Below are 18,230 nucleotides of genomic sequence, written 5' to 3'. Positions count from 1 at the left end.
TTGATCCGTCCGAAAAATGCGCGGCAGTTTTCCGTCCGGAGTTACGTAAGCAGAAATACGCGCAACGGGTCGGCGTTTCTACCAAAAGCTGAGCCGCTCTGCGCCGGCTGTCCGAGGAGGGCAGGCCAAGCGCCTGCCCCGCCCCTGGCTAATGTCAGAGCCCGAGGCCGCCGATGCAGACATACTTGGTGTCGAGATAGTCCTCGATGCCCTGATGCCCGCCTTCCTTGCCGAGGCCCGATTCCTTGACGCCGCCGAACGGTGCCTCGGGCGTGGTGATCAGGCCTTCATTGACGCCGACCATGCCGTATTTCAGCCCTTCCATGACCCGGAAGGCGCGGCCGAGATCGCCGGTGTAGAAATAGCAGGCCAGGCCGAATTCGGTTTCGTTGGCGAGCGCGATCGCCTCTTCCTCGGTCTCGAACTTGAACACCGGAGCGACCGGCCCAAAGATCTCTTCCTTCATGAATCGCATCTTCGGCGTTGCATTGGCGATGACGGTCGGCTGGAAGAACGAGCCCCCGAGCGCATGGCGCTTGCCGCCGGCAACGACCTTGCCACCCTTCGACGTCGCGTCGGCGATCAGTTCCTCGACCTTCTCGACCGCTTTCTCGTCGATCAGCGGCCCTTGCTGCACGCCCTCCTCGAGGCCGGACCCGACCTTCAGATTGTTGCTGGCGGCGACCAGCTTCTCGACAAACTTGTCATAGACGCCGGCCTGGACCAGGAAGCGGTTGGTGCAGACGCAGGTCTGGCCGGAATTGCGGTATTTCGCGGTGATGGCGCCGGTCACGGCGCGGTCGATGTCGGCATCGTCGAAGACGATGAACGGCGCATTGCCGCCGAGTTCCATCGACACTTTCTTGACGGTCACCGACGACTTCTGGATCAGCATTTTGCCGATCTCGGTCGACCCGGTGAAGGTGATCTTCGACACCAGCGGATTGGCGCAGATCTCGTCGCCGATCTCGCCGGCCGAGCCGGTCAGGATGTTGATGACGCCCTTCGGGAAGCCGACCTCCTCTGCGAGCGCGCCCCAGGCAAGGCCCGAGTAAGGCGTCTGGGAGGCGGGCTTGACCACTGCCGTGCAGCCGGCGGCCAGCGCCGGGCCGAGCTTGCGGGCCAGCATCGAGGACGGAAAATTCCACGGCGTGATGGCGGCAATGACGCCGACCGGCTCCTTGGTCACCAGGATGCGGCGGTCGCCCCACGGCGACGGCACGATGTCGCCATAAGTCCGGCGGCCTTCCTCGGCGAACCACAGGATATAGGATGCGGCAGAGCCGATCTCGCCCTTGGACTCGAACAGCGACTTGCCCTGCTCGATGGTCAGCAGCTCGGCAAGCACATCCTGATTGTCCATCATCGCGTCGTGCAGTTTGCGCAGGAGCTTCGAGCGCTCGAGCGCGGTCGTCTTGCGCCAGCTCTTGAAGGCTTCGTCCGCCGCCTCGATGGCGCGGCGGGTTTCAGCCTTGCCGGCTTTCGGCACGGTGCCGATCTTGAGCCCAGTGGCCGGGTTGATGACGTCGACGGTCTGGCCGCTGTCGGCCTGCACCCATGCGCCGTTGATGAGGTTGGCCTGGCGCATGAAATGGCTGGTTTTCTGAAGCATGATCTGGCCTCCGTTCGGCGCGCTGATCGGGCCGTTCTTTCTCGATATTCGGTGAGCGTGCAGGGCCGCACGCTGGCGCATGCTCTTACCTAGGGAAAGCCCGGCAAGCAATCATAAGATGGCATATAGGGGTTGGGCCAGCAAAAACGAGCGCGCCTGGCTGTCGGGTCCTATCCAAACACATGAACGACCACGGTCAGCCAGATGGACGTGGTGAGCACCGCGCTGGCCGTGGCGATGGTCATCTGGTTTGATGCAAGCGCCTGGCCGGTGTTGAACTGGACAGCTATGAGATAGGAATTGATGCCCGAAGGCAGCGCAGCTGCGACCACGGCGACTTTCGCCGTAAGTGGCGGCAGGCCGAGCAGCCACACAAATGCCAGCACCAGCGCCGGCATCACGAAGAGTTTCAGCGCCGACAGCGCCAGGGCCGGTCGGACGTTGCCGGAGATTCCGAAGCGGCGCAGGCTAAGACCCATGGCAAACAACGCCACCGGTCCCGCCGTACCTGCCAGCGCGTCGACCAGCCGTTCGACAAAATTCGGAAGCGGAGCGCCGGTGACGCGCCAGGCAAGCCCGGCAAGAATGCCGATGATCAGCGGATTGACGAACAGCCGACGCAGGAAACTCTTCACGATACGCAGCGGATGGACGGTCTTCCCATGGCCGCGCCCGAACATCTCGAACAGCACGATCGAGGCCATCATCATGATCGGCAGATGGACCGAGACCAGCAGCGACAGCACCTCGAAGCCGCCCGGGCCGAATATGCCGAGGATGAAAGGGGCGCCCAGCAGCACGACATTGGAATAGGCCGAGGAAACGCCGCCGACGATGCCGGCGCGGGCATCACGGCCGAAGATGCGCGTCGTGACCAGGTGACCGGCAGTCCAGGTGGCGGCTACCGCCGCGAAATAACTGCCCCAGAGCGACCATGGCGTCACGCCATGGAAATCGGACTTGACCATGGTCTGGAAGAGCAGCAGCGGCATCGCCACGTTGACGGCGAATTCGGATATGCCTTCACCGCTCACCGGCTTCAGATATTCGGTAAGCCCGGCTAGATAGCCGAGCGCCACGAGACTGAAGACGAATAGGACGGTTTCGACGAGCGGAGACATTTTTCCCGTGATAGGCGAGGCCCGATCGCGGTTCAATCGGCCAATGGAGTCGCCCTGCAGTGCTCTGCTTGTGTTTCGAACGGCTTTGCGGTCCCTATATGCCGATCATGGTTCCGGCCTCTCGGGCCGCCATAAGGACTTCTCATGCTGCGACTTGCCCTGGCGCTTTTCCTTTTGATCGTTCCGAACCTTGCCCGAGCAACCGACGCGGGCTGGGCGCTGCTGCGCGACGGCGGCCACATCGTGCTGCTTCGCCATGCCTTTGTGACCGGCACGACCGATCCAGCCAATTTCGACATTGCCAAGTGCCCGACGCAGCTCAACCTGTCGGCGCGCGGCCAGCAGCAGGCAAGCCGCATCGGCGCTCTCTTCGCCGCGCGCGCGGCTCCCATCGAGCGTGTGCTCTCCAGCCGCTACTGCCGCTGTCTGGACACGGCCCGCATCGCTTTCGAGACCGAGCCGGAGCCGTTCGCCCCGCTCGATCTGCTCAAGACCGACCCGGCGCAGAAGGCCGCTCAGCTTGCCGCGGTCATGGCTGAGATCCGTGACTACTCAGGTTCCGTCAATCTGGTGCTGGTCACGCATCTGGAGAACATCCTCGCCCTGACCGGCATCGCCCCGCGCGAGGGCGAAGCGGTGGTGGTGGCGCCGGAGGGGGACGGGCTCAAGGTTCTGGGGCGAGTCACTTTCTGACAGCATTGGTGTCGCGCCCTCCGCCTCTGTTGCTTAACAGCCACACTCGGAAGAAGCCGCGAACTCGCCGCCACAATGCCACTTGCGACAACCCGTCGCAGGGTCTATAGGCGCGCTCCCGGTCACGAAAACCGAAGCGAGCACAGCGGTTGGAGCTTTTGTCTCCGCCCGCGCAGCCGGCTCTGTCGCGCTGTGTACGGCGCCGTTTCGGGTGTTGGGATCTGCGGGTGTAGCTCATGGAGAGCGCCGGAGTTGGCTCCGGAGGCAGGGTTCGATTCCCACACCCACGACACGGATAGCTCAGCTGGGTAGAGCATCAGACTCATAATCTGAATGTCGAAGGTTCGAATCCTTCTCCAACGGCCAGACAAGGCGACACCTTAGGGTGGTGTTATCTGGAAAACGGTCCGGGGACCGGAATGCGAGGACGTCAAGGACGGCAGGGCTTCGGCCTCGCCGGGTCGCGATTTCCTGCGCCATCGGCGCGCGGCCAGGCCGCGGTGACGATCAAGGCGCGGCAGCGCCGGCAAGGGAGGCTCAGCCTCCGGCGCCCGCCCTGCCGCCCCGTGATCCGCTCCCGAAGGCCCGCCTCGCGCCGATGCCACCGGTCCCCGGATCAATCGTGCCCGGGACTGGAAAGGGACGATCGAAACGAGAAACGAAAGGATGATCGACGCATGACGTGACGCCTCGCATGGGGCCATGCCCGACAGGAGTGAAGACAATGAAGACCATTCTCGAGAAGATTCTTGGACGCCAGCGCGTCCTCGTGAAGGAAAATGAGCGTGCCGTCGCCCTCTACAAGGGCGAAATCCAGGCTGTCCTGATGCCGGGCGAACATTGGCTCGCCAACCGGCGCCACAACCTGGAAGTCTCCCGGCACGACCTGAAGAATCCGGAATTCGTTTCGGCCTACGAGAAGGCGTTGTTCGACAAGCTCCCGGACGTGGCCGCGCGTCACTTCACCGTCGTTCGCACCGGGCGCGCGGATGTCGCCGTCATCGAGCGTGACGGCAACCTCCATGCCGTTCTGGCGCCGGACCGCAAGCTCGTGCTGTGGACCGATGCCGGGCCGTGGAAGGCGACGCTGCTTGATACGTCGTCCGATCTTGCGATCGATCCGGCGGTCATGCGCCGGCTCGGCCAGGCCCGGAAGACGGAACTGGTGTTCCTGCATCCGGTGGTGGACGGCCAGGTCGGGCTGCTGTTCGTGGATGGTGTCTACGTTCGGACGCTTGCCGCGGGCGTGCACGCCTTCTGGAATGTCGGCCGCATGGTCCAGGTGAAGGTCGTCGACACCAAGCGCCAGTCGCTTGATGTCGCCGGGCAGGAAATGCTGACCAAGGATCGCGTGACGATCCGCGTCAACATCGCCGCCGAATACCGGGTGGTTGACCCGGTGACGGCGGTGAGCACGGTGAAGGACTTCTCCGAGGCCCTCTATCGCGCCCTGCAGTACGCCTTCCGCAAGACGCTTGGCGCGCTCACGCTCGACCAGATCCTCGACAAGAAGGTCACGGTCGACGAGGAAGCGGCGGCCAAGGTGCGCGCCGACATGGCCGTGATCGGGGTCGAGGTCAGCGATATCGCTCTCAAGGACGTGATCCTGCCGGGCGAGATGCGCGAAATCCTCAACCAGGTGGTTTCGGCCGAGAAGCAGGCCGAGGCCAACGTCATCCGCCGCCGCGAGGAGACGAACGCGACGCGTTCGCTGCTCAACACGGCCAAGGTGATGGCCGAGAACCCGGTGATGCTGCGGCTGAAGGAGCTCGAGGCTCTCGAGGCCATTGCCGGCAAGGTCGAGCGTCTGACGGTCCACAACGGGACCGGCGGGCTGCTCAACGACCTGGTCAAGCTCCGCGACGGCTGAGCTGACCGACCATCAAATGGGGGCCGCCGGGCAGACCGGCGGCCCTTCTTGCGCTCCGAGAGCCGGCATCCCACCTGCGCCCGGCGCATCAGGCCTTTTCCTGCCCGGAAAAACCGATTAGACAGCGCCAAAACCAGATGCGGACAGATTCCGCCCGCAACCGAAGGAAAAGCCCTTGTCCACGACGTTCGACAAAGTCGCCAAGATCATTGCCGACACCAGCGAGATCGATATCGACACCATCACGCCCGAAAGCCATACCATCGACGATCTCGGCATCGACAGCCTCGATTTCCTCGACATCGTCTTCGCCATCGACAAGGAATTCGGCATCAAGGTGCCGCTCGAGAAGTGGACGCAGGAGGTCAATGACGGCAAAGCCTCGACCGACGACTATTTCGTCATGAAGAACCTCTGCGCCAAGATCGACGCTTTGGTCGCAGCCAAGGCCGCCTGAGGCGGTTCGGGCGCGGTCTTGAGCTGCGCGCCGCATGAACCCCAAAATTCGGCTACGAATGGGAGGATCATGCGCAAGATCGAAAGCAACCTAACTCACAACAGCCGCCTATGAGCTCCCACGACGTCGTCATCACCGGCATCGGCCTTGTCTCTTCGCTGGGAGAGGGTCCTGACGCGCATTGGCAGAAGCTCACCCGGCCGGGCCTCGAGCCGGTGCTCGATGCGACGCGCTTTGCGCCCTACACCATTCATCCGCTGCCCGAGATCGACTGGAACCTGCAGATTGCCAAGCGCGGCGATCAGCGCCAGATGGAAACCTGGCAGCGGCTCGGCACCTATACCGCCGGGCTTGCGCTGGACGATGCCGGCATCAAGGGCAATGACGAGCTCTGCGCCACCATGGACATGGTTGTGGCAGCCGGCGGCGGCGAGCGCGACGAGGCCGTCGACAGCGCGATTCTTGCCGCCTCCGAGAGCCGCAACGACCGCGACGTGCTGCTCAACGAGAAGCTGACCACGGAATTGCGGCCGACGCTGTTCCTCGCGCAGCTGTCCAACCTGCTGGCCGGCAACATCTCGATCGTGCACAAGGTCACCGGCTCGTCTCGCACCTTCATGGGCGAGGAAGGTGCCGGTGTTTCCGCCGTCGAAACGGCTGCGGCGCGCATCCGCTCCGGCCAGTCGACCCATGTCCTGGTCGGCGGCGCGTTTCAGACCGAGCACTCCGACATGCTGCTCGGCTATGAGCTTGCGGGCTATCTGCATCGTGGACCCTGGAGGCCAGTCTGGCAGCGACAGGGCGCCGAAGGCGGCGGCGTGGTGACAGGTTCGGGCGGCGCCTTCCTGGTGCTCGAGCAGCGCGAGCACGCGAAAACACGCGGCCGCAAGATCTATGCCGAGCTGGGGCCCGTGATTTCCGGACGTGCCCGGCGCCGGCGCGGCGACCTGAATGCCGAGATCGCCGCGCTGCTCAAGCAGGCAGCTCTGCCCGATGGTCCTTTGCTGACCATTTCAGGCGCGTCCGGCGCCCACGCCGCCACCGCGGCCGAAAAGCAAGTGCTCGACGCCAACCCGGCGCTTGCCGCGCGCGCCTTCTCGACGCTCACCGGTCATATGAAGGAAGCGCAGTTCCCCTTTGCGGTCGCGCTTGCTGCGCTCGCCATCGACCACAAGGCCGGCTATCCGGCTTTCGATGCCACAAACGAACGGCCGTTCGAAGGTGCCCCCAATACCCTCCTTGCAACGGCTGTCGGCTATCACCAATTCGAGGGGCTGGGGCTGATCAAAGCCGCTTAGATTTCTCTTCACGCAATTCCGAACGGAAACTGTGACACACTTTCCCGGAATTGCCCTAGACCGAGGCAGACAGAGCATGGCCAATCTCCGCGACCACATGGGCAGGCCGATTGTTGCCGTGACCGGCATCGGCGTGGTGACATCGCTTGGCGTCGGCAAGGCCGACAATTGGGCGGCGCTGACCTCAGGCAAGTCGGGGATCCACCCGATCACCCGCTTTCCCGTCGACCAGTTGAACACCCGCATTTCCGGCATGGTCGACTTCCTGCCGTCGAGCTCCAAGGGCGCGAGCCCCCTCACCTATGAGTTGGCCGAAACGGCTGCCCAGGAAGCTGTCTCGGAAGCAGGCCTTGATTCCGGCGATTTCGGCGGACCGCTGTTTCTTGCCTCGCCGCCGGTCGAGCTCGACTGGGCCGACCGCTTCTCGCTGTATAATTCCGACAAGAAGGAGAGCGGTTCCGAAAGGCTGCTGAGGGTCGCACGCGGCCTGAAAGAACTCGACATCTTTGAAACGACCCAGTTCGGCTCCATAGCCGACCGGCTCGCCGACCGTTTCGGCACGCGCGGCCTGCCGATCACGCTTTCGACCGCGTGTGCCTCCGGCGCCACCGCCATCCAGCTCGGCGTCGAGGCGATCCGCCGCGGTGAATGCGACAAGGCGCTGTCGATCGGCGCCGACGGCTCCGCCACTGCCGAAGCACTGATCCGCTTCTCGCTGCTGTCAGCGCTCTCCACCCACAACGATATTCCCGAAAAGGCCTCAAAACCTTTCTCCAAGGATCGCGACGGCTTCGTGTTGGCCGAAGGCTCCGGCGCGCTGGTGCTGGAATCGCTCGAAGCTGCCCTTGCACGCGGCGCGACGATCCTCGGCATCATGCGCGGCTGCGGCGAGAAGGCCGACGATTTTCACCGCACCCGTTCCAAGCCCGATGGTTCGCCGGCCATCGCGGCCGTGCGCGCCGCTCTGGCCGATGCCGGCTTGGGAGAGGACGAGATCGACTATGTCAACGCGCACGGCACCTCGACGCCGGAAAACGACAAGATGGAACACCTGTCGCTGTCGACCGTGTTCGGCGAGCGGATTGGCGCGATGCCGATCTCGTCGAACAAGTCGATGATCGGCCACACGCTGTCCGCCGCCGGCGCGGTCGAGGCGGCGTTCTCGCTGATGACGATGCGCGAAAGCGTCATTCCGCCGACAATCAACTACGACAATCCCGATCCGGCGATCGTGCTCGATGTCGTGCCGAACACGAAGCGCAACGCCCAAGTCGGCACGGTTTTGTCGAACTCCTTCGGCTTCGGCGGCCAGAACACCTGCCTTGTCATGGCGCGGGAACCGGTCTAAGCGGACGTTTTTCCGCTCAGATAGTTCCGACAGGCCCCATGCGCGCATTGCAACTTATAGAGGACCGCCGCCTTGAAACGGTGGACCTTCCGCCTCCCCCGCCGCCTTCGCTCGGCGAGGTCACGCTTCGCATCAGGGCGGTGGCGCTGAACCATATCGACGTCTGGGGCTGGCGCGGCATGGCGTTCGCCAAACGCAAGCTGCCGCTGGTGGTCGGTGCCGAAGCGTCGGGCGAGGTCGAGGCGGTCGGGCCCGGTGTTGCCAATCTGCTGCCTGGACAATTGGTGTCGATCTATGGCGCGCGCACTTGCGGGCTTTGCCGGGCCTGCCGCGAAGGCCGCGACAATCTCTGCGAGCATGTGTCCGGCGTGCACGGCTTCCACCTCGACGGCTTCGCGCAGGAAAAGATCAACCTGCCGGCGCGCTTGCTGGTGCCTGCCCCGCCCGGCGTCTCCGAGATCGGCGCCGCCGTCGCGCCCGTCACCTTCGGCACGGTCGAGCACATGCTGTTCGACAATGCGAAACTCGAGCCCGGCGAAACGATCCTCGTCCACGCCGGCGGCTCCGGCATCGGCACCGCCGCGATCCAGCTCGCCAAGAAAATGGGTTGCATCGTCATCACGACGGTCGGCTCGAACGACAAGATCGACAAGGCGAAGGCGCTCGGCGCCGATCATATCATCAACTACCGCGAGGATCGTTTCGAAGGCGTGGTGCGCAAGCTGACCAGGAAAAAGGGCGTCGACGTCGTCTTCGAACACGTCGGCGCCGACACCTTTGCCGGCTCGATGCTGTGCTTGAAGCGCGGCGGTCGTCTCGTCACCTGCGGCTCGACCTCGGGCGTGTCGACACAGGTCAACCTGATGCAGCTCTTCCAGCAGCAGTTGAAACTGCTCGGCTCCTTCGGCTGCCGCATGGAGAACATGGCCGACGCCATGCAGAAGATGGCGGCCGGCCTGGTCTCCCCCGTCATCGACACCGAAGTCGGCTTCGACGACATCGACGCCGCGCTGAAGCGCATGGAAGGCCGTGACGTCTTCGGCAAGATCATCCTGCGCGTTTCCTAAGGCGAGATGGTAAGCAAGGTGCTCAAGAAAGCCCGCCGGGACTTCATGTTCCGTTACGGCCGGCGGCTGCGCCAGATGGAGCACTGGCTGATCGCGCGCGCGGCGATGACGATGATCTCGCTGCTGCGCCTGCTGCCCCCCGACCGGGCGCTCAACTTCGCCGACCGCGTCGCCCGCCGCATCGGCCCGCTGGTCGGCCGGCATCGGGTGGCGGTCAACAATCTGCGCCTGGCCTACCCGCAAAAGAGCGATGCCGAGATCGAGGCCATCGCCTCGGACATGTGGGGCAATATGGCCCGCCTTGCCGCCGAATACATCTTCCTCGACGCCCTGTTCGATTTTGATCCGAATGCCGCGGAGCCCGGCCGCGTCGAGGTCCGCGGCGTCGAGCATTTCGCCCGGATCGCCGGCGAGAAGAAGCCGCATATCCTGTTCACCGGCCATCTCGGCAATTTCGAGCTGCTGCCGGTGGCCGCCGCCACCTTCGGCATGAACATCACCGCGCTGTTTCGCCCGCCCAACAATCCCTATCTCGCCGACTACATCCATTCGACCCGCCGCTCGACCATGGGGGGTCTGCTTCCCTCCTCGACCGGCGCGTCATTTGCCCTCGCCGCCATTCTCGAGAACGGCGGCAACATCGGCGTGCTGGTCGATCAGAAATTCACCAATGGCGTCGAGACGACCTTTTTCGGCCGCCGCTGCCAGAGCAATCCCGTGCTGGGCATGCTTGCGCGCCACTATGATTGCGACGTCTACCCGGCGCGCTGCGTCAGGCTGCCGGGCAACCGGTTTCGCCTGGAGATCGAAGACAAGCTGACCTTGCCACGCAACAAAAGCGGCAGCGTCGACGTTCACGCCGCCACCCAGCTCCTCGCCGACGTTGTCGAGCGTTGGGTGCGCGAGGATCCAGGCCAGTGGATGTGGTTCCACAAACGCTGGGAGATGAGCGGACGCAGCCGCAGCCGGCGCGGTGGAGAGACAGCCACCCAATAATTGGCCGGCTACCGCCACAGATCAGTCGGTGACGACGATCCGTGTGTTGCCGTAGCCGACTTCCTTCACCATCGAGTAGAAGGTCGCGGCATTGGCCGTGTGCAGCCGCACGCAACCGTGCGAGGCCGGACGCCCGAGATGCTTCACTGCACCGGTGCCATGGATAGCGTAGCCGCCGCGGAAGAACACCGAATAGGGCATCGGCGACATCTCGTATTTGCGCGAGTACCACATCCGGGCCGTCCACTGCGGCCGATAGCTGCCGCGCGGGGTGAAGTAGCCCCTGCGTGCCGTCGATACGCTCCAGCGGTAAAGCACCTGGCCATATTTGCTGACGGTCATCGTCTGCGACGACACGTCGATGTTGGCGACCAGCGAGGCCGCCCGGCTTGCGGTGGACGCGCCGAGCAAGGTTGTCAGAACCGCCGCCATGAGAACCGACTTTTTCATACGATCAAACCCCCTTGATTGCCCCCTGCCATCACGCGGTTCTTTCCATCATTTTGCCGGCAGGTGAGTTAAGTACCACACACTCCTTGATAAATTCGCCAATGCAGACCAGCAAATTTGAATGATCTTCTCGCCATGGTTGCCGATGCGAGATCCACTCTCGGTGGTTTAGCCGTTGGGCCTACCCGGATCATTGTTTGGCAATGAGCGGGAGGCTGCTTGCAAAACCACCGCATTGCTTCTTCAATTCGGCGGATGAAGGAACGACTCTACAAGGCCGTCGAGGACCGCGTCGACGATCTGATCGCGCTGACCGTCGACCTGATCCGCTTCCCGACCGTGAATCCGCCAGGCGAGGCTTATCGGCCGTGCGCCGAATATCTGGGCGCGCGCCTCAGAAAGCTCGGCTTTGAAATCGATTTCATTCGCGCCATGGGAGCGCCCGGCGATACCGATCGCTACCCGCGCGTGAATGTCGTCGCCCGCTTGGAAGGCCGCTCGCCCGGCCCCTGCGTGCATTTCAATTCACACATCGATGTCGTCGAGGCCGGCGACGGCTGGACCGTCGATCCATTTGCCGGACTGGTGAAGGACGGCAGGGTGTACGGCCGCGGCGCCTGCGACATGAAGGGCGGACTCGCCGCCTCGGTCATCGCCGTAGAAGCCTTCATGGAAGTGTATCCCGACTTTCCCGGCGCCATCGAGATCTCGGGCACTGCCGATGAGGAGTCCGGCGGCTTCGGCGGCGTCGCGCATCTGGCGAACCTCGGCTATTTCTCAAAGCCGAAGGTCGACCACGTCATCATCCCCGAGCCGCTGAACAAGGACCGTATCTGCCTCGGCCATCGCGGCGTCTGGTGGGCCGAGATCGAGACCAAGGGCGAGATCGCGCATGGCTCGATGCCGTTCCTCGGCGACAATGCCGTGCGCCATATGGGCGCCGTCCTGCAGGGCTTCGAGGATGAACTGTTCCCGGCGCTCGACCGCAAGGTGACGCGCATGCCGGTCGTGCCCGAAGCAGCGCGGCGCTCGACCATGAACATCAACTCCATTCATGGCGGACAGACCGAGGACTTCCGGCCTGGGCTGCCCTCGCCCAACGTGCCCGACTCCTGCCGGCTGACCATCGACCGCCGGTTCCTGCTGGAAGAGGACCTCGCCACCGTCAAGGGCGAAGTCACCGGCATCCTCGAAAGGCTGAAGCGCGAGCGAAAAAAGTTCGATTACGAGATCCGCAACCTGATGGAGGTTCTGCCGCTGATGACCGAGCGCGACGCGCCGGTGGTCAAGGCCGTGGCGCAGGGCATCATGGAGGTCTTCGACCGAGAGCCGCACTATGTCATCTCGCCCGGCACCTATGACCAGAAGCATGTCGCTCGCATCGGCCATATCTACGACTGCATCGCCTACGGTCCCGGAATTCTCGATCTTGCCCATCGGCCCGACGAATGGGTGGGCATCGCCGATATGGTGGAATCGGCCAAGGTGATGGCGATCGGCCTCAATGTGCTGCTGCGCGGTACGACGGACTGATCGAGCCGTCGACGGGAAAACATTCCCGCAAGCGTGGCGCGGCAGCACGAAACGCAATTTACTCGCGCGCCAAATCACGCTTCTATCCGCCGGGCTTGAGCACATGGGAGTTCAGCGATGAAACTGTGGAAGACCATTCTGGCCGCAACCGTGCTGTCATTCGCTGCCGCCACCTCGGCATTTGCCGCGCGCACCGACCTCGTCATCGGCATTCCGCTGGAGCCTCCGCATCTCGATCCGACCGCGGGTGCCGCGGCGGCGATCGACGAGGTGCTCTACGCCAATGTCTTCGAAGGGCTTACCCGTATCGGCCCGAACGGCGAGGTGCTGCCCGACCTTGCCGAAAGCTGGACGATCTCGGACGACGGCAAGGTCTACACCTTCAAGCTGCACACCGGCGTGAAGTTTCACGACGGCTCCGACTTCAGCGCCGACGACGTGAAATTCTCGCTCGACCGTGCCCGCGCGGACAACTCCGTCAACGCGCAAAAAGGCCTGTTCGCGGCAATCGACAAGGTCGACGTGGTCGATCCGGCGACCGTGAAGGTTACGCTGAAGAACCCGCAAGGCTCCTTCCTCTACAATATGGGCTGGGGCGACGCGGTGATGGTGTCGCCGAAATCTGCCGATACCAACAAGGAAAAGCCGATCGGCACCGGCCCGTTCAAGTTCCAGGCCTGGGCCAAGGGCTCGTCGATCACGCTGGTGAAGTCTGACAGCTATTGGGGCGCCCCCGTCTCGCTCGACAAGGTCGAGTTCCGCATCGTCCCGGACGCCGCCGCCGCCGTGCCGGCGCTTCTTTCCGGCGACATCCAGGCTTTCCCGTTCTTCGATCCCGACAGCGTTTCCCAGGTCAAGGACGATCCGCGCTTCCATGTGGTGATCGGTTCGACCGAGGGCGAGACGATCCTGTCGATCAACAACAAGAAAGCGCCCTTCGACAAGCTTGAGGTCAGGCAGGCGATCTCCTACGCGCTAGACCGCAAGGCCATCATCGACGGCGCTTCGGCCGGCCTTGGTCTGCCGATCGGCTCGCACATGTCGCCGGCCAACAAATACTATGTCGACCTCACCGGCCGCTATCCGCACGACGTCGCCAAAGCCAAGGAACTGCTGAAAGAGGCTGGCCTCGAGAACGGTATCAAGGCGACGCTGAAGCTGCCGCCGCCTTCCTATGCCAGGCTCGGCGGCGAAATCATTGCATCCGAACTGCGCGACGTCGGCATCGATCTGGAGATCATCCCAGTCGAATGGGCGCAGTGGCTGGATCAGGTCTTCACCAAGAAGGACTATGACCTGACCATCGTCTCCCATACCGAGCCGAACGACATCGATATCTATTCACGCAAGGACTACTACTTCAACTACGACAACCCGGCCTTCGACAAGGTCATCGCCGACCTCAATCTCACCTCGGACGAGGCGAAGCGGAAGCAGTTGTACGCCGAAGCCCAGAAGATCCTGGCCGACGACGCCGTCGTTGGCTTCCTCTACGAACTGCCCAAGGTCGGCGTCTGGGATGCCAAGCTGCAAGGCCTTTGGGAGAACGCGCCGATCCAGGCCAACGACCTCACCAAAGTGAAGTGGACGGACTGACGGCCTGTTGAGCCAAAGGCGAAAGTTGCGCTCCGTCACACCCCCATCTGCCCTGCCGGGCATCTCCCCCTCAAGAGGGAAGATTGCGCTTTCAATTGGGCCTTCGCCAATCACCAACTTTGGACGGTTGTCGGCGACGCTGAAACTGCCAATCTCCCCCCTTGAGGGGGAGATGTCCGGCAGGACAGAGGGGGGTTGGCGGGAACTCGACCTTTATCTAGCTATCGCCCGTGACGATACTGCAGTCCTCCGCTTCCCATGACCGTCTACCTCCTCAAGCGCCTCGCAATCGCGGCCCTCACGCTGGTGCTGGCCTCGATGGTGGTGTTTGCGGTGATGGAGATCCTGCCCGGCGATCCCGCCCGGCTGATGCTGGGCTTCAACGCCAGTGCTGAGCAGGTCGAGTTGTTGCGCAACCAGATGGGGCTGAACGCGCCACTGGTCCTGCGCTATCTGCATTGGGCGGGCGGACTGCTCAGCCTCGATTTCGGCCGCTCCTATACCTACTCGGTTCCCGTCGTCGAACTGGTGCGCGAACGCGTCGTGGTTTCCTTGCCGCTGGCGCTGATCGCGTTGGCGATGTCGACAGTCATTGCTATTCCGGTCGGGATTTTCTCGGCCAGCCGTCAGGGCCGCGCCGGTGATTCACTCGCCATGGCCGCCGCCCAGCTCGGCGTCGCGGTACCGAACTTCTGGTTCGCCCTGATGCTGATCTACCTCTTCGCCGTATGGCTGCGGCTGGTGCCGGCCGGCGGCTTTCCAGGCTGGAGCGCCGGCATCTGGCCGGCGCTGAAGTCATTGCTCCTGCCGGCCGTTGCGCTGGCGCTGCCGCAGGCGGCGATCCTGGCCCGCGTCGCTCGTTCGGCGCTGATCGAAGTTCTCAACGAAGACTTTATCCGCACCGCCCGCGCCAAGGGCCTTCCCTATCGTGCCGTGCTCTGGCGCCATGCGCTGCGAAACGCCATGATCCCGGTGCTCACCATTCTCGGCCTGCAATTCGCCTTCCTGCTTGCCGGCACCATCATCATCGAGAACGTATTCTACCTGCCCGGTCTCGGCCGGCTGGTGTTTCAGGCCATCACCCAGCGCGATCTTATTGTTGTCGAGAGCGTCGTGATGCTGCTGGTGGTGGCGGTGATCGCCGTCAACCTGCTGGTCGACTTCTCCTATGCGGTTATCGATCCGCGATTGCGGGGCCGGCAATGACCATGCGCTTTGGCCTGCCCCAGGAAGCCCTCGCCGGCGTTCCGGCAAGAGCCTTCGGCAATCGCTCGTTCCTGATCGGCTTTGCCATCACGCTGCTGGTGGCCGGCATTGCCCTCCTCTCTTTCGTCTGGACCCCCTACGATGTCACTAAGCTGGTGATCGCCGACAAGACGCAGGCGCCGTCGCTGACGCACTGGTTTGGCACCGATCATTTCGGCCGCGACATCCTGTCGATGATCATGGTCGGCGCCCGCAACTCGATCGCCGTGGCTTTGGTTGCAGTCGGCATCGGCATGGGCATCGGCGTGCCGCTGGGCGCCTTTGCCGCGGCGCGCGGCGGCATTGCCGACGAAGCGCTGATGCGGCTCAACGACCTCGTCTTCGCCTTCCCGGCGCTGCTTTCGGCGATCATGATAACCGCCATCTTCGGCCCAGGCGCCGTCAACGCCATCATCGCCATCGGCATCTTCAACATCCCGGTCTTCGCCCGCGTTGCCCGTGCCGGCGCACTCGCCATCTGGCCCCGCGAATTCATTCTTGCCGCGCGCGCCGCCGGCAAGGGCATGACGCAGATCAGCATCGAGCACATCCTGCCCAACATCGCGACACTGCTGCTCGTCCAGGGCACCATCCAGTTTGCGCTGGGCATCCTGGCCGAAGCAGGTCTGTCTTACGTTGGCTTGGGCGCGCAGCCGCCGATGCCGAGTTGGGGTCGCATGCTGTTCGACGCTCAGACGCGCATGGTGACGGCCCCCTGGATGGCGATCTTTCCCGGCATGGCGATCATCGTCACCGTGCTTGGGCTGAACCTGCTTGGCGACGGCATCGCCGACATCCTCGATCCCAAATCGCGGCGGCAGCGATGAGCCTGCTCGAGATCGAGAACCTGTCGCTCTCGATCGGCGGCACGCCGATCCTGAAAGACGTCGACCTCGCGATCGCGTCGGGCGAAGTGGTCGGCCTGGTCGGCGAATCCGGCTCCGGCAAGTCGATGACGGCGCTCACCGTCATGCGGCTTCTGCCGCATCTGGCGCGCGCCGGTGGGCGCATCACCTTCGACGGCATCGATGTTCTGGCCGCAACCGAGGACCAGATGTGCGCGCTGCGCGGCGACGACATCGGCATGGTCTTCCAGGAACCGATGACGGCACTCAATCCGGTCAAGACGATCGGCGAGCAGGTGGCCGAAGGCATTCGCTGGCACACCAAGGCAAGCCGCGCCGAGGCCGAGGAACGGGCGCGCAAGATGCTCGACCGCGTCGGCCTGCCCGAGGCGAAATTTCCGCTGTCGCGCTATCCCCACGAACTGTCCGGCGGCCAGCGACAGCGCGTGGTCATTGCGATCGCCTGCGCGCTGAAACCGAAGCTGCTGATCGCCGACGAGCCGACGACGGCGCTCGACGTGGTGCTGCAGGCGCAGATCCTCGACCTGCTGCGAGATCTCGTGCGCGAAAACCGCATGGGCCTTCTGCTCATCTCGCACGATCTCGCCGTGGTGACCGAGATGGCCGACCGCCTGACCATCCTGCGCCGCGGCGAAGTCATGGAAGCCGGCGATACCGCGCGCACGCTGTCGGCACAACTCCACCCCTACACGCGCGAGCTGGCATTGGCTTCCATGCATGTGCCGGCGCGCCCGAAGCCCCATCTTGCCGGCTCCGCCAAGCCGCTGCTCGAGGTCAAGGGCGTTAGCCGCACCTATCAGGGCCGGCGGACCTCCCTGTTCCGGCCGGCACACCCGGTTCGCGCTGTCGACGATGTCTCGCTCACCATTGAGCCTGCGCAGTCGGTAGCCCTGGTCGGCCGCTCCGGCTGCGGCAAGTCCACCCTCGCCCGCATGATCCTGGCGCTCGACAAGCCGACGGAAGGCGCGATCCGCTTTCGCGGCGAGACCATCACCGGCAGGGCAGAAGCCGCGCTGAAGCCGGCGCGGCGCGACATGCAGGTGGTATTTCAGGATCCCTATGGTTCCTTCGACCCGCGCCAGAAAGTCGAGAGACTGGTGGCCGAGCCTCTACACCTTCTCGAGAAGCAGCCGGCCAGGGCCGAGCGCCGGGAAATGGTCGCGCATGCGCTGCACGAAGTCGGGCTCGGCCCGCGCGACATGGACAAATACCCGCATGAGTTCTCGGGCGGCCAGCGCCAAAGGTTGTCGATCGCCCGCGCCATCATCACTCGCCCGAAACTGGTCGTCGCCGACGAGCCGGTCTCGGCGCTTGATGTCTCGATCCGCGCCCAGATTCTGGATCTCTTCGCCGAACTCAACCAGAAACTCGGCATCGCCTACCTCTTCATAACCCACGACCTGACGGTTGCCCGCGCCATGTCGGACGAGGTGCTGGTCATGCATGAGGGCAAGATCGTCGAGCACGGCAGGACCGCCGACGTGCTCGACAATCCGAGCTCGGAAGCGGCGCAATCCCTGGTAACGGCGGCGCCCGATCTCCACCGCGCGATCGCACGGCGCATGCAGGAACAGGGATGAGTTGCGTCCTCAGTCGTCCTGCCTCACCACGTCGACCGGGCTGATATCCAGCAGATCGAGCGTGCGCCGCAAGAGCTTCACCTCGCTCTCTGCCAGCTTGGCGTCGGCCTTGGCAATCTCAGCCATGTGGCGGGCAAGCAGCTTGCGCCGCTCGATATCCAGGTCGCGGAACAGCGCAATCGCCTGCGACCCATTGGTCTCGTAACCATAGTCGTTGAGATATTCGATGACGCTGTCGGTGCTGGATTCGGGAATGCCGAAAGCTTCCTTGCAGATGCGGCGGAAGGCGGCCATCTCGCTTTCCGAGACCGAGCCGTCGGCCAGGATCATGCGGAACAGCATCAGCAGTTCTGCCGACAGCACCGGATCGTCCGCCACCTTGCGCACGCCAGGGTCGCCGTCGAAGATCGAGCGTATCTGATCGAGCAGCGCCATCGCAATCAGCCTCCCCTTCGCGATTCCGTGAGATTGTTAGCGCGGAATCTGTCTTGCGCAAAC

General features: G+C 63.8%; 16 protein-coding genes and 1 tRNA gene. 13 read left to right on the top strand and 4 right to left on the bottom strand.

Features of this window, described 5'->3' with window-relative positions:
* Window positions 1-154: 154 nt before the first annotated feature.
* Entirely contained in the window at window positions 155-1,612 is a 1,458-nt protein-coding gene (locus EJ074_RS27435; protein ID WP_095807259.1) for an NAD-dependent succinate-semialdehyde dehydrogenase, read from the bottom strand.
* Window positions 1,613-1,782: 170 nt separating this feature from the next.
* The gene (locus tag EJ074_RS27430) at window positions 1,783-2,733 is read right to left on the bottom strand and encodes an AEC family transporter (protein ID WP_095807139.1); all 951 of its coding nucleotides are present in this window, start codon (window positions 2,731-2,733) and stop codon (window positions 1,783-1,785) included.
* A 144-nt stretch (window positions 2,734-2,877) separates the two neighbouring features.
* Here EJ074_RS27430 and EJ074_RS27425 point away from each other — a divergent pair, with 144 nt between their 5' ends.
* From EJ074_RS27425 to EJ074_RS27385, 8 genes are all read left to right on the top strand, one after another.
* Window positions 2,878-3,426: a histidine phosphatase family protein gene (locus EJ074_RS27425; RefSeq protein ID WP_129553892.1), complete on the top strand. Its 549-nt coding sequence runs from the start codon at window positions 2,878-2,880 to the stop codon at window positions 3,424-3,426.
* Window positions 3,427-3,718: 292 nt separating this feature from the next.
* A tRNA-Met gene (locus EJ074_RS27415) sits at window positions 3,719-3,792 on the top strand.
* Between the two features lie 358 nt (window positions 3,793-4,150).
* A complete protein-coding gene (locus EJ074_RS27410) occupies window positions 4,151-5,296 on the top strand; it encodes a slipin family protein (RefSeq protein WP_165350022.1) in 1,146 nt (381 codons plus the stop codon).
* Window positions 5,297-5,471: 175 nt separating this feature from the next.
* The gene (locus tag EJ074_RS27405) at window positions 5,472-5,753 is read left to right on the top strand and encodes an acyl carrier protein (protein ID WP_095807137.1); all 282 of its coding nucleotides are present in this window, start codon (window positions 5,472-5,474) and stop codon (window positions 5,751-5,753) included.
* Between the two features lie 110 nt (window positions 5,754-5,863).
* Window positions 5,864-7,051: a beta-ketoacyl-ACP synthase gene (locus tag EJ074_RS27400; protein ID WP_129553891.1), complete on the top strand. Its 1,188-nt coding sequence runs from the start codon at window positions 5,864-5,866 to the stop codon at window positions 7,049-7,051.
* A gap of 76 nt (window positions 7,052-7,127) precedes the next feature.
* On the top strand, window positions 7,128-8,399 hold the full coding sequence (locus EJ074_RS27395; protein WP_095807135.1) for a beta-ketoacyl-ACP synthase: 1,272 nt from the start codon (window positions 7,128-7,130) through the stop codon (window positions 8,397-8,399).
* Between the two features lie 38 nt (window positions 8,400-8,437).
* Window positions 8,438-9,466 (top strand): zinc-binding dehydrogenase, encoded by a 1,029-nt coding sequence (locus tag EJ074_RS27390; RefSeq protein WP_095807134.1) that lies wholly within the window; start codon window positions 8,438-8,440, stop codon window positions 9,464-9,466.
* 6 nt (window positions 9,467-9,472) lie between these two features.
* On the top strand, window positions 9,473-10,462 hold the full coding sequence (locus EJ074_RS27385) for a lipid A biosynthesis lauroyl acyltransferase (RefSeq protein ID WP_129553890.1): 990 nt from the start codon (window positions 9,473-9,475) through the stop codon (window positions 10,460-10,462).
* 21 nt (window positions 10,463-10,483) lie between these two features.
* On the opposite strand, the gene EJ074_RS27380 is transcribed toward EJ074_RS27385, so the two are convergent.
* Window positions 10,484-10,912, bottom strand: a complete 429-nt coding sequence (locus EJ074_RS27380) for a L,D-transpeptidase (protein WP_095807132.1) — start codon at window positions 10,910-10,912, stop codon at window positions 10,484-10,486.
* A gap of 255 nt (window positions 10,913-11,167) precedes the next feature.
* Between EJ074_RS27380 and EJ074_RS27375 the strand changes: the two genes are divergently transcribed.
* The 5 genes from EJ074_RS27375 (at window position 11,168) to EJ074_RS27350 (ending at window position 17,732) form a co-directional block, all read left to right on the top strand.
* Window positions 11,168-12,445, top strand: coding sequence for an acetylornithine deacetylase/succinyl-diaminopimelate desuccinylase family protein (locus EJ074_RS27375; protein WP_095807131.1), 1,278 nt, complete (start codon window positions 11,168-11,170; stop codon window positions 12,443-12,445).
* A 117-nt stretch (window positions 12,446-12,562) separates the two neighbouring features.
* A complete protein-coding gene (locus EJ074_RS27370; RefSeq protein WP_095807130.1) occupies window positions 12,563-14,041 on the top strand; it encodes an ABC transporter substrate-binding protein in 1,479 nt (492 codons plus the stop codon).
* A 258-nt stretch (window positions 14,042-14,299) separates the two neighbouring features.
* The gene (locus EJ074_RS27360) at window positions 14,300-15,247 is read left to right on the top strand and encodes an ABC transporter permease (RefSeq protein WP_095807128.1); all 948 of its coding nucleotides are present in this window, start codon (window positions 14,300-14,302) and stop codon (window positions 15,245-15,247) included.
* On the top strand, window positions 15,244-16,113 hold the full coding sequence (locus tag EJ074_RS27355; RefSeq protein WP_095807127.1) for an ABC transporter permease: 870 nt from the start codon (window positions 15,244-15,246) through the stop codon (window positions 16,111-16,113). Before EJ074_RS27360 ends, EJ074_RS27355 begins: the two co-directional genes overlap by 4 nt.
* Window positions 16,110-17,732 (top strand): dipeptide ABC transporter ATP-binding protein, encoded by a 1,623-nt coding sequence (locus EJ074_RS27350; RefSeq protein WP_095807126.1) that lies wholly within the window; start codon window positions 16,110-16,112, stop codon window positions 17,730-17,732. Before EJ074_RS27355 ends, EJ074_RS27350 begins: the two co-directional genes overlap by 4 nt.
* Before the next feature lie 9 nt (window positions 17,733-17,741).
* Here the strand turns inward: EJ074_RS27350 and EJ074_RS27345 are convergent, their stop codons facing one another.
* Window positions 17,742-18,173, bottom strand: coding sequence for a TerB family tellurite resistance protein (locus EJ074_RS27345; RefSeq protein WP_095807125.1), 432 nt, complete (start codon window positions 18,171-18,173; stop codon window positions 17,742-17,744).
* Window positions 18,174-18,230: the final 57 nt, after the last annotated feature.

This window comes from Mesorhizobium sp. M3A.F.Ca.ET.080.04.2.1, assembly GCF_003952525.1.
GTDB lineage: Bacteria > Pseudomonadota > Alphaproteobacteria > Rhizobiales > Rhizobiaceae > Mesorhizobium.
Note: the sequence above shows the minus strand (reverse complement) of the source record. Positions and strands in the feature narration are given on the sequence as shown.

Excerpts from the sequence above, each read along its gene's own strand:
- EJ074_RS27370 (WP_095807130.1), top strand. The coding sequence starts at position 12,563 with ATGAAACTGTGGAAGACCATTCTGGCCGCAACCGTGCTGTCATTCGCT.
- EJ074_RS27390 (WP_095807134.1), top strand. The coding sequence starts at position 8,438 with ATGCGCGCATTGCAACTTATAGAGGACCGCCGCCTTGAAACGGTGGAC.
- EJ074_RS27425 (WP_129553892.1), top strand. The coding sequence starts at position 2,878 with ATGCTGCGACTTGCCCTGGCGCTTTTCCTTTTGATCGTTCCGAACCTT.
- EJ074_RS27360 (WP_095807128.1), top strand. The coding sequence starts at position 14,300 with ATGACCGTCTACCTCCTCAAGCGCCTCGCAATCGCGGCCCTCACGCTG.
- EJ074_RS27435 (WP_095807259.1), bottom strand. The coding sequence starts at position 1,612 with ATGCTTCAGAAAACCAGCCATTTCATGCGCCAGGCCAACCTCATCAAC.
- EJ074_RS27430 (WP_095807139.1), bottom strand. The coding sequence starts at position 2,733 with ATGTCTCCGCTCGTCGAAACCGTCCTATTCGTCTTCAGTCTCGTGGCG.
- EJ074_RS27375 (WP_095807131.1), top strand. The coding sequence starts at position 11,168 with ATGAAGGAACGACTCTACAAGGCCGTCGAGGACCGCGTCGACGATCTG.
- EJ074_RS27410 (WP_165350022.1), top strand. The coding sequence starts at position 4,151 with ATGAAGACCATTCTCGAGAAGATTCTTGGACGCCAGCGCGTCCTCGTG.
- EJ074_RS27395 (WP_095807135.1), top strand. The coding sequence starts at position 7,128 with ATGGCCAATCTCCGCGACCACATGGGCAGGCCGATTGTTGCCGTGACC.
- EJ074_RS27350 (WP_095807126.1), top strand. The coding sequence starts at position 16,110 with ATGAGCCTGCTCGAGATCGAGAACCTGTCGCTCTCGATCGGCGGCACG.
- EJ074_RS27380 (WP_095807132.1), bottom strand. The coding sequence starts at position 10,912 with ATGAAAAAGTCGGTTCTCATGGCGGCGGTTCTGACAACCTTGCTCGGC.
- EJ074_RS27355 (WP_095807127.1), top strand. The coding sequence starts at position 15,244 with ATGACCATGCGCTTTGGCCTGCCCCAGGAAGCCCTCGCCGGCGTTCCG.
- EJ074_RS27400 (WP_129553891.1), top strand. The coding sequence starts at position 5,864 with ATGAGCTCCCACGACGTCGTCATCACCGGCATCGGCCTTGTCTCTTCG.
- EJ074_RS27385 (WP_129553890.1), top strand. The coding sequence starts at position 9,473 with ATGGTAAGCAAGGTGCTCAAGAAAGCCCGCCGGGACTTCATGTTCCGT.